Genomic DNA, 11,571 nt, shown 5'->3' on the forward strand with positions numbered 1-11,571 from the left:
ATAAAGTGATGTTTTATTTTATCTTGTTGATATATAGTGTGTTATTTTGAATTAAAAAAATAATTTATTTCTCCCCGTAAAAAGTTCTATATTTATACGACTTACTTGAAAACTTATAGGTACGAATGATAGCAGCTATTGATAAAAATTTACAAAGAGGAATTAAACTATTAGAAGCGATTAGTGATGAACAATATAGCGATACGTCAATTCCTCCTTATTATTCAAGTATAGGTGCTAACATGAGACACATTCTAGATGTTTTTGCTTGCATTTTTAATGGGTTGAATAAAAAATGTGTTGATTTTTCTGATAGAGAACGCAATCAACTAGCAGAACAAAAAACAGCCTCTGGAATTGCGTATTTTAAAGAAGTTATTGAGCAATTATACTGTTTAAAGGAAGAAGATTTTGATACAATTATTTCTGTTACAGATGATTTAGGAACAGGAAAAGTTACGGCAAATTATACTTTAGGTAGCGCTTTGATACAAGCGCATAGTCATGCAATACATCATTTTGCTAGTATAGGGTTTATTATAAATCAATTAGGAATAGAGTTGCCAGATGCAGATTTTGGATATAATCCTACAACACCAAAAAAAGAGCTAGTAAAATAATTATCGGTTAATGTAAACCCAGCCTTTCTTAAGTTTTTGATATGCGTTTGGTTCGTCCCACAATTCTAAATTGTAAAAATACGTTGCTGATGGAAGCTTGTCTTCTCTATTAATAGTTGATCTACCATTAGAAGTACCATCCCAATCATTTTTATAGTCTTCTGTTTGATATACAATATTTCCCCAACGATTATAAATAACCAGTTTGTTATGAGCATATTCATTTACTTCGTCAAAAACTAAGAAGTCGTTAAGATTATCTCCATTTGGAGAAATTAAAATATTATTATTGTCTGCGTTAATTTCATCACCTAATAGTGAGCCAATAGTAATTATTTCGTAATCATTAGGGACAAATGGAGCCGATGTAATTGTTCCTTCAGACAAGTCTCCAGTAACTCTTAATACATCTAAATTTACCCATTGATTTTCAGTTTTACTCCAACCTACTACAATTAATTGAGAAATTTGATTGGCTAAAGAGGCAATATCACTACGATTATTCCACGTTAATGTGATTTGAGTTTCGTTTTTTCCGTCTAAATCCCAGAACTCGATATTGCTAATGTTTTCAATTACAGCCTGTTTTTGATCCGTTAAAAAATTAGCAGTAAAATTAGTAGGAAAATTTGGGTCTTCGTAAAAATAAGCTCCTTTAAAGAAGTAGTTTTTATCAGTGTGAGGTAAGCTCATTGTACGAATCATTGTTCCGTCTCCTACAGGAAAAGTAAAACTAGAAGTGTTTTTGTTACCTTGTTTTAAAGAGGTGTATCCATTTACGTGTCGTTCATTATCTTCACCTGCATAGAAGTCATAATCTATAAAATCTAATGAAATGTTTGTATTATTTCTAGGGGTGATTATTTGCCCATTAATAAAACTTAATTGATTACGTATTCCTAGAGAGTTATATAACTCTAGGTTTTGTAGTGCATCAATTTCTACATTAAAGAAGGTAACTTGATTGGTGCCTGAAATGGTTCTGACTTCGCTATCGGCGTAAAAGCCTGCAAAACCTATTGTATTATCTATAGTACCATTGTTTATTAAATTTATATGAAACCCAATTTTCGACCCGCTATGTAATTGTACATTTCCAGTATTGTGAAACCCTGTTTGTGCTGTTACTACGTAAGTAGTATTAATTAATATAAAAAGCAACAGTTTTTTCATATTTCATATTATTTGTAGGCGGTGTATAATACAACAAGGTTTTCACTACTTGCATTATTAGTTCTACTTACATTAATAGTAAAGCCGTTAGTGTTAAAAGAAGTAAGCGAAGCTGTAATTTTACCAAGGTCGTTACCGTTTTGATTACTATACCTTAAGCCTATACAGTTTGATGAAGAAGCAAACCTTGATATGTCGTTAATAGAATTACCACTACCACCAACATAAATAACTTGCTGAGTTATAGTACCACCATTATCTCTTGCAAAACCATTCATAGTACCAAATGAATTGGCTATTCCGGTATTGTTATTGCCTGCACCATTATCTGTATCTAAGTTAAAAGATTCAACATTTGCGTGGGCAACAAAGGTAATTTGGGAAGGTTGAAAAGGTAATGTGTTTACAGTAATATTTCCGTTTGAGTTGATTATAAAAGCACCAGTGTATACAGTTGGGCCTAAATATACTCCACCATTTGTGCCAGTAGTGATTTGATTGTTTGCTTCTGTTGCTAATAAAGCTTTTTTTTGTACTACACCATTAACGTCTGTTGTTAAAATATCAGTAGTACTTGTAACCGTTTGAATATCTCGAACACGTAACCTTCCATTTACATCCAACTTTTCGGTGGGGTCACTTGTATTAATCCCAACATCACCTCCATTTTCTAAGAAGAGCCTATAATCTTCTACATTACTTTCAACAAAGTTTAAACCATCTGCCAAAAGATTCCAGTGCCATCTAGGAGTTCCTGTGTTGTCTTCAAAAGCTAAAACATCAACTCCATTAGCTTTTATAACTAAAGGATGAGTGTTAAAAACGGAAGCTTGATTAACAAGTACTTGTCCAACGTTATTGTTAAGTCTTAGTTTTTCTATATTCCCAGCTCTTAAAACTAAATCTTGGGCATCAGTCGTTCCTAAAAAATTAGTGCTAGAGTTTGTTCCATTATTTCCTGTAATAAGCCAACTATTTAATGAGGGACTATCTATCCAATCAATTCCAGTGCCTGTAGAGCTTAGTATTTGACCAGAAGTACCAGAAGAGTTATTAACATCTAATAAGGTGCTGTTAAATTCGGTAGGACTTTGTAACATAATATTACTTGGAGCAGAAAGCTCCATTGTTGTACCTGCTGAAATTTGAGAAGAAGTCCCAGAAGATATTTGCATTGTACCACCAGTAGATCTTATTTGGGTGCTATTAGTACCATTTACCTCAACACTATTACTAAATAGCTGAAAGTGATTTAGATTTTCTAATGTTAATCCAAAATTATTGATGCCACTCAAAGTACGATCTGTTGTTAGGTTACCGTTAGCAGTATAAATGTTTTGAGATGCTAGTGTAGAAGTAATTAACTTCCATCCGTCTATAGCATCATATATTTTTATTTCATTGTTGGTTGTATCGAACCAAACATCATTTTCAACTGGGAGTGTAGGTGCAGTTGTAGAAGTAGTAACGTTATTATTGTTTACCTTTTGAATAGTTCCTTTATTGTCAATAACTCTTATCTCTTGAGAAGAAACAGTATTTGAGAAAGTTATTATCAAAAGGATTGCTAATAATTTTAGAGTATTATATATGTGGTTAAGTTTAAAGACCATTGCTATTATAACTTTGTTGAACCTGAATAGAGGCTCTAAATATTCCAAAAGGTTATAGAATTTTGTTCTATCTCTTGTATTTGTATATTATTTATATTAGTTCTGTACATAATGAATTCGGTAAAACTAGTTGTGGCATGATGTTGAGGTTGATTACCATTAGCCCAACCTATGGTGAAATCTGTATTTAAAGTACACCTACCAGTTACATGAGCTCCATTAAATCGTTCTATTCCTCCAGATCTAGCAATTACATTAGTATTATTTTTTATAAAAGAATATATTTCCCAAACACCAACATTTCCATTATTATTGAAAGAACGGGTAGCGTTGCAACAAATACCTGGGTCAAAATATAAATTCTGATTACTCCAGTTTACATGCGAAGACCAACGATTAGCGTTATTTAATACACCAAATGTATGTTGTGCTTTTCTGGTTGCTCTCATTATTCCTATAACTGTACCTTGGTTTCCATTATTGGTTACATCTTGAATACCGTTAGGAGTGTCAATTAATAAATGATCGTTATTTCCATCGCCTTGAAAATGTGGGTTGTTTATATCAGGAATAAAACGAGGCTGTCTGTTTCTTGTTACTTGCACAGCATTTCTTCCTAACCCACTTTGATCATACCATGTGTGTACAAAAACATTATTAGCTCCCCTCCATGCATTTATCGCTGCAATATCAACAATATCGTTATCGCTCCAACCAAAATCTTGTTCTGCATTATCTCCAGCTCTTCTAAGCCTGATAATAGGACCATTATAATCACTTTCTAATACCCGCATAGAAAAAGCAAAACTTATATTATCTAGTTTGCCATCCAGTATGTGAAGAGGTTTCATTGTAGGGAAGTGATTATATCTAGCTATTTGCGAGTAGCTGAATAATACTATAAAAAGAAAAAATATAGTTATATATCTTTTCATACTTACCTTTTTAAATCTCCTGTTAAATGAAATACATTTGTAGCTGTGGCTATTAAACCAATTCCAGCATCTTTACCTGCAGTTTTAAAACGAGATAATCTGTTTAGAACTGTAACACCACCAGCTCCAGTAATGGTAACATTTCCATTACCAATTTGATAAATACTTATGTTATATCCTACTGGTAAGCCTGCAGGAATTGTTAGCGTAACATCAGCAGCACTATTGAATGTGAAAACTTTTCCATTATCAGCTAGCACTAAAGTGTAATTTGTTGTTTTGTTTACTACTTTAGCTAAATTAGGATCAATCCAATCAGTTCCAGTAACTGTTGAAGATAAAACTTGTCCAGCGGTACCTACATCATTATTACTATCTAAAAAACTTTTAGCTACAGAAAGGTTTTCAAAAATTCTAACATTACTGTTTTGTAAATCAATACCGTCTCTAGCTCTTAAGGTTAAAAAGCCATTGGTAGAGTTGATATTTATAAATCCTGAGTTATCAATATCAAACCTACTAAAACCTGTAAAACGTAAAGAGTTTCCGTCACCAGTTAAAGTTCTATTACTAGTCAAAGTGTCGTCAAAAGTGTAGATATTTTGAGTTGTAGTTGATGTGATTAATTTCCACCCATCTGTTGTATCATAAATCTTTACCTGGTTATTAGTTGTGTCAAACCAGACGTCATTTTCTAATGTAATAATTGTAGGATCGTTAGGGTCAGTAGGTGATGTAAAAACATTATTATTGTTTACCTTTTGTATAGTCCCTTTATTATCAATAACTCTAACTTCCTGTGCATTAACACTTACAGAAAAAAGTACTAATGCATAGGAAGTAAATATAAATAGTTTAATATGTTTAATGCTATTATAAGGCATTAAAATTATTTAATCCAGTGAACTTCAAAAAAGTCATCAGCATAAATATTCCAGTCATAAGGAGCTGTTGTTTGGGGAACAAGAGTAACTGTATCGGTAGTTAAAGTATAATCAGTCCCAGCTCTTAGTTTAGCTCCATTTCTATATACAAATACTTTAGAAGCATTCAAAGGCATACCCGTAACCGTTATTGTAGCAGAATTAGCAGTTTCAGCTGCAGCATTAGCCGTATATTCTTCACGACCACTTTGAATTAAGTCAGTAGCTAATAACTTTTTTGTAGCACCAGTAGCTTCATCTCTAACTAAAATAGTGAAACCAGTTCCTGTACCATGATCAGATTCAGTAGTAGCATCAGTAGAGGCTTGTAATTCACCAGCACCAGTTCCTACAGTTACTAATTCGATACCATCTAAAGCGAAAGCATTTCCATCAACATCAATGTAGGTGTTTTCATTTAAAGTACCCCCTAATTGCCATGTAGTGGTAGTTCTATTACCAGCTGTTGTTGAAGTAATAGTTGTAATACCATTATTTGATTGTAGGTATTTAATGGTACCTTTATTGTCAATTAATCTAATTGTTTCACCATCTGCATTTGCTTTAGTTATATTGGCGCTAGTAGCATCAGTTGTTTGTGCACTAACTGTACCAACTACTAAGAAACCAACTGCAAGTAGTGCTATTTTAAATTTGTTTGTAATTGTTTTCATAAATTGATAATTAAATTGTTTTTAAAATTTTGAATTGAGGATTATTATTAATAAAGTTGAACTATTCGTATTTCATCACCTGCATAACATGTAGCATCAGGTTCTATGGTTATGGTGGTAGGGTTGTCTATTGTAAAGTCAATACGCACTCCATTTCTATACACATTAATCTTATCGGTAGTATATAATGTTAAACCAGTAAACGTTACTTGTCCGTCTGTAGCTGTAATTTCTGTAACTTCCTCTCTTAGTAAATTAGAACTAGTTACTTTTTTCAAAACCCCAGTGGTTCTGTCTACTGTAACTATATCGTCAGTTGTAGTATTTCCATTTTCTAAACCGCTAATAGCTAATGTATTTGTAGTACTAGTTTCAATAGTGGTAGGTTGAATTAATACACCACCTAATTGAATAGTATTACTAGCATTTATAAAAAGTCCGTTATTTGCAGAAGGCGTTGAGTTAGATGTTACCCAAGTTGTACCGTCATAAGCATAAATTATACCAGTGGTTGTATCTACATAAACATCTCCAGGAGTTGGATTGGGAGCACTACTAGCATTAGGTGCTCCGTTACCTCTTCTTGGGTTGTTATCTATAGAAATCCAACTGGTTCCATCCCAAATACTAGTAGCATTGTTTTGAGTATTATTAATCCAAAAATCACCTACTTCATTATCTGTAGGTGCGGTGGAAGAAGTAGTAACATCAATACTTTCTCTGGTTCCTGAAGCACACAAACCTCTCCAAGTACTACCGTCATACATAAACACACAGTTTTCGTCGGTGTTAAAAACCAAAGCTCCTCGTAAAGGTTGGATAGCACTCATTTGAGCATTAGTCATTCTACTGATGACTAAAACTTTGTCTGGACTTTCTAACTCTAAAATAGAATTTGAATGTATGGAAGAGGGATTTTCTCCAACTTTAACTTGAGAGAAAGCTGGAATTATTGCACCAAAAAGAATCAAATAAAAAACTAATCTTCTTCCCATTCAGCTTTATAATTAATTGGTTTAAGACTCGGGGGATTCTTAACAATACACGAACATGTATTAGTGCGCAAATATAGAAAAGAATTTCTATTTAGAAAGGCGTTTAATTTTTTTTGTATACCTTTTCAATAAAATAATTTCATTAAGAAAGCTCAAAGAATTTTTGTATGGAGTATTGAAATTTTTATGGTTTGTAATAGCAATATTAAAGAGTGATTTCCAATGTGTTCTTATAGCTTTCAAGGCTTTTAGATAGGTGTAATTTTGTGAATCGTAAATATGAGTAGGTTCTGCTATAATTCCGTTGATTTCAAGTATTTTAAAGTTGATTCCTTTTTCTAGCTCCTCAAAAGTATTGTACTTTAGATCAATTCGTCCATAATACCAACCGGGAATTGATTTACTTAGTTTGTCAAAGGTGTCAGTTAGTTTGTCACTTATCAAATGATTACCATTAATAAACTGAGTTCCCTTGGAATGATTGCCTACAGCAGTAAGTTTAATAACCTTATTTTTAATAGGGATTTCTGTAAGTTTATCTTGATGAATTTTAAAAAATAAATCTATGTATAATTTAGCTCTTTTATCAGCTAAAATTAATTCTTTTAAAGTAGAGGTTCCGTCTCCTGTAACAGATAAAAAATGTTTTAGGGTTAATGAAGAAATTTTTCCAGAATCATCCTTTGGGTTTCTATGATAAAATATCCCACACTCATTTTTATAGTCTAAAAACTCTTGAATAATAATGTCAATGGAATATTTTTCAAGATAGTTTTTTAGTGTTTCTTTTGTAGTTATTTTTTCAACTAATAAACCTCTAAAGCCAACATCGGGTTTTGCTATTAAAGGAAAATTAATTTTTTGGTCCTTGATATTTTTACAAACAGTTTTAAAATCAGTTTTTGGTTTAATTAAAACTGATTTTGGTCTATGTTTTTCAGGAACTAATAAAATTGTTTCGTACTTGCTTTCTGTGCCATTTCCAGAACTTTTAATACATGGATTAGCAGCGCTAAAAAAAGCTAAATGTTTTGCTTTGAAAGCTAAATAAAATGCGTAAGGAAGGTTAGGGAGATAAAACATAGCGGATGGCCAATGCTCCCAATCTGTTATTTTTTTTATGGAATTGTTTTTAATCAAAAATTATTTACTGAAAAGGTGGTCTAATATAGTTTTAAACGTTTTAAAGCCATAATATACGGTAAATAGTATTAATAAGATACCAACTGCGAGCAGACCATATGCAATAAAAACTTTGGGAGCATCTTTAAAAGCGCGTAAGGCTTTAAAAGCAATACTTAATATTAAAGGAGAAATAATTAACAACCCTAAAAAAACTAAGAGCTTTTTTATGCCAGTTTCAAAAGTAGTAGGTTTATTCATTTGTATAGTTTTTTATTGCTTCGCGAACATTTCCATATTTTTTTAATAGTTCGCTAGCTGTTTCTTGGTCGATATTCAATTCAGAAGCTAACATTTTCTCACCTCTATCTACTAGTTTGTTATTAGATAGTTGCATATCTACCATTTTATTTCCCTTAACTCTTCCTAATTGAATCATGCTAGCTGTAGAAAGCATATTCAATACTAATTTTTGTGCTGTTCCAGCTTTCATTCTAGAGCTTCCAGTTACAAACTCAGGGCCTACAACAACTTCAATAGGAAATTGAGCAGTTAATGCTAAGGGACTTCCTTGGTTGCACGTTATACAGCCTGTAATAATACCGTTATTATTACACTCTTCTAAAGCAGAGGTAACGTAAGGTGTAGTGCCAGACGCAGCAATACCTACTACAATATCTTTTGGAGATATTTGATACTCTTGTAAATCTTTCCATCCTTGATTCGTTGAATCTTCAGCAAATTCAACAGCTTTTCTAATAGCATAATCACCACCTGCGATTAATCCAATAACTAACTCGTGAGGAACACCAAAAGTAGGAGGACACTCACTAGCATCTACAATTCCCAGTCTACCACTGGTACCAGCACCAATGTAAAACAATCGACCACCTTCTTTTAATTTTAAGACAATTTGTTTCGTTAGTTCTTCTATTTGCGGTAGCGCTTTTTCTACAGCTAAAGGAACTGTTTTGTCTTCTTTATTGATGTTAAACAATAATTCAGAAACACTCATTTTTTCTAAATTATTGTAGTTGGAATCTTGTTCGGTTGTTTTTGTAAACTTCATGCTTCAAATTTACTAATTAAAAGTTTTAAGAAATTAGAATGTGACGATTATAATTTTATAGTGTCATAACTATAAGCCAAACAAAGTAATGGGGGTTAAATAATAATTCGGGGGACATTATTGTTTAATAATTTGTTTGGTTTACTTTTTTTAATAGAAAAAGCAGGTGATTTATCACCTGCTTTTGAATTTTATATAACTAATTAATTATATGTTTTGTAAAATATTATTAAGAGTTTTACTTGGCTGCATTACTGCATTAGCTAAATCATCATTTGGTTCATAATATCCACCAATGTTTACAGCTTTACCTTGTACAGAATTTAATTCTTCTACAATTGTCGCTTCATTAGTAGCCATTTTTTCTGCTATAGGAGCAAATTGAGATTTTAAATCAGCATCTTTGTCTTGAGAAGCTAAAGCTTGTGCCCAGTACATAGCTAAATAAAAATGAGAGCCTCTGTTGTCTAGCTCACCAGTTTTTCTTGATGGACCTTTTTTATTATCTAACAATTTGCTTGTTGCATCGTCTAAGGCTTCCGCTAAAACTTTTGCTTTATTATTGTCGTTAGTTTCGCCTAAGTGTTCTAAGGAAACTGCTAAAGCTAAAAACTCTCCTAAAGAATCCCAGCGTAAGTGATTTTCTTCTACCAATTGTTCAACATGTTTTGGAGCAGATCCACCAGCACCAGTTTCAAATAATCCACCACCGTTCATTAATGGAACGATAGATAACATTTTAGCTGAAGTTCCTAATTCTAAAATAGGGAATAAGTCAGTTAAATAATCACGTAAAACGTTTCCTGTAACAGAAATAGTATCTTTTCCTTCTTTAACTCTTTCTAAAGTATATTTGGTAGCCTCTATTGGAGATAAGATTTTAATTTCTAAACCTGTAGTATCGTGGTCTTGTAAATATTTTTCTACTTTTTTGATGATTTCTGCATCGTGTGCTCTTTCTTCACCTAACCAGAAAACAGCTGGAGTTTGAGTAGCTCTTGCGCGAGTAACTGCTAACTTTACCCAGTCTTGAATAGGGGCATCTTTAGTTTGACACATTCTCCAAATATCACCCGCTTCAACAGTGTGTCCTAATAATACAGTTCCATTAGCATCGATAACTTCAACTTTTCCATCAGTAGTGATTTCAAAAGTTTTATCATGAGAACCATATTCTTCAGCTTTTTGAGCCATTAATCCTACATTAGGAACTGTACCCATAGTAGTTGGATCAAAAGCTCCATTTTTAATACAGAAATCGATAGTTTCTTGGTATAAACCAGCATAAGAACTATCAGGAATCACAGCTTTAGTATCTTGTTGTTTTCCTTCTTTATTCCACATTTGTCCAGAAGTACGAATCATTGCCGGCATAGAAGCATCAATAATTACATCAGAAGGAACGTGCAAGTTAGTAATTCCTTTGTCAGAATTAACCATTGCTACATCAGGGTTACTAGTGTAAATAGCTTCAATATCTGCTAAAATCTCTGCTTTTTTATCAGCTGGTAATTCTTCTAGGTTACTCAACAAGTTACCAAATCCGTTGTTTACATCAACCCCAATTTTTTTAAATGTATCACCGTGCTTAGCAAATAAATCTTTAAAGAAAACACGAACAGCATGACCAAATATAATAGGGTCTGAAACCTTCATCATGGTTGCTTTCATGTGTAAGGAGAATAAAACTCCTTTATCATTAGCATCTTTAACTTGCTCTTCTAAGAAAGTTAATAATGCTTTTTTACTCATAACAGAAGCATCAATTACTTCTTCAGCTAATAATGACACCTTTTCTTTTAAAACAGTTTTGTTTCCATTAGCATCAGTATGTACAATTTGTACATCTGTAGCATTTGGTACTGTAACTGATTTTTCACTGTGTGCAAAATCTCCTTCAGTCATTGTTGAAACATGAGTTTTTGAGTCTGAACTCCAAGCTCCCATTGAATGAGGATTCTTTTTTGCGTAATTTTTTACAGCTTTTGGAGCTCTACGGTCAGAGTTACCTTCACGTAAAACAGGGTTTACTGCAGAACCTTTTACTTTGTTATAACGTGCTAAAATAGCTTTTTCTTCATCGGTAGTAGCTTCTTCTGGGTAATCAGGTAGAGAGTATCCCAAAGTTTGTAGTTCCTTAATTGCGGCTTTTAATTGAGGTACAGAAGCAGAGATGTTAGGAAGTTTAATAATATTAGCTTCTGGCTTTTTTGCTAAATCTCCTAAAAAAGCTAAAGCATCTTCAACTTGTTGTTCTTTAGATAAAAAGTCTGAAAAGTTAGCAAGAATACGACCAGCAAGAGAAATATCTTTGGTTTCTACTTCTATGTTAGATGATTTTGTAAAAGCTTTTACGATTGGTAAAAACGAACGAGTAGCTAATGCTGGAGCTTCATCCGTTTTTGTGTACATAATTTTAGCAGTCTTATTCATATGTATAAGTAATA

The 11,571-nt window shown here is 32.6% G+C and carries 11 protein-coding genes; 1 reads left to right on the forward strand and 10 read right to left on the reverse strand.

Features of this window, described 5'->3' with window-relative positions:
• Nucleotides 1–125 precede the first annotated feature (125 nt).
• Complete coding sequence (locus D6T69_RS07265) at nucleotides 126–620, forward strand: DinB family protein (RefSeq protein WP_125067113.1); 495 nt, start codon at nucleotides 126–128, stop codon at nucleotides 618–620.
• Here D6T69_RS07265 and D6T69_RS07270 read toward each other — a convergent pair whose 3' ends face one another.
• The 10 genes from D6T69_RS07270 to D6T69_RS07315 form a co-directional block, all read right to left on the reverse strand.
• Entirely contained in the window at nucleotides 621–1,793 is a 1,173-nt protein-coding gene (locus tag D6T69_RS07270) for a gliding motility-associated C-terminal domain-containing protein (RefSeq protein WP_125067114.1), read from the reverse strand. It abuts the gene before it with no gap.
• Between the two features lie 8 nt (nucleotides 1,794–1,801).
• Entirely contained in the window at nucleotides 1,802–3,352 is a 1,551-nt protein-coding gene (locus D6T69_RS07275; RefSeq protein ID WP_125067115.1) for an autotransporter outer membrane beta-barrel domain-containing protein, read from the reverse strand.
• An 89-nt stretch (nucleotides 3,353–3,441) separates the two neighbouring features.
• On the reverse strand, nucleotides 3,442–4,341 hold the full coding sequence (locus D6T69_RS07280) for a hypothetical protein (protein WP_125067116.1): 900 nt from the start codon (nucleotides 4,339–4,341) through the stop codon (nucleotides 3,442–3,444).
• A 2-nt stretch (nucleotides 4,342–4,343) separates the two neighbouring features.
• Entirely contained in the window at nucleotides 4,344–5,225 is an 882-nt protein-coding gene (locus tag D6T69_RS07285; RefSeq protein WP_125067117.1) for a hypothetical protein, read from the reverse strand.
• A gap of 5 nt (nucleotides 5,226–5,230) precedes the next feature.
• Nucleotides 5,231–5,938, reverse strand: a complete 708-nt coding sequence (locus tag D6T69_RS07290; protein WP_125067118.1) for a hypothetical protein — start codon at nucleotides 5,936–5,938, stop codon at nucleotides 5,231–5,233.
• 47 nt (nucleotides 5,939–5,985) lie between these two features.
• Nucleotides 5,986–6,933, reverse strand: a complete 948-nt coding sequence (locus D6T69_RS07295) for a hypothetical protein (protein WP_125067119.1) — start codon at nucleotides 6,931–6,933, stop codon at nucleotides 5,986–5,988.
• An 87-nt stretch (nucleotides 6,934–7,020) separates the two neighbouring features.
• Complete coding sequence (locus D6T69_RS07300) at nucleotides 7,021–8,073, reverse strand: ATP-grasp domain-containing protein (protein WP_125067120.1); 1,053 nt, start codon at nucleotides 8,071–8,073, stop codon at nucleotides 7,021–7,023.
• A gap of 3 nt (nucleotides 8,074–8,076) precedes the next feature.
• Complete coding sequence (locus tag D6T69_RS07305) at nucleotides 8,077–8,316, reverse strand: DUF6095 family protein (RefSeq protein WP_125067121.1); 240 nt, start codon at nucleotides 8,314–8,316, stop codon at nucleotides 8,077–8,079.
• Nucleotides 8,309–9,124, reverse strand: coding sequence for an N-acetylmuramic acid 6-phosphate etherase (murQ, locus tag D6T69_RS07310; RefSeq protein WP_125067122.1), 816 nt, complete (start codon nucleotides 9,122–9,124; stop codon nucleotides 8,309–8,311). Before murQ ends, D6T69_RS07305 begins: the two co-directional genes overlap by 8 nt.
• Before the next feature lie 207 nt (nucleotides 9,125–9,331).
• Nucleotides 9,332–11,557: an NADP-dependent isocitrate dehydrogenase gene (locus tag D6T69_RS07315; protein ID WP_125067123.1), complete on the reverse strand. Its 2,226-nt coding sequence runs from the start codon at nucleotides 11,555–11,557 to the stop codon at nucleotides 9,332–9,334.
• Nucleotides 11,558–11,571: the final 14 nt, after the last annotated feature.

This window comes from Tenacibaculum singaporense, from assembly GCF_003867015.1.
Lineage (GTDB): Bacteria > Bacteroidota > Bacteroidia > Flavobacteriales > Flavobacteriaceae > Polaribacter > Polaribacter singaporensis.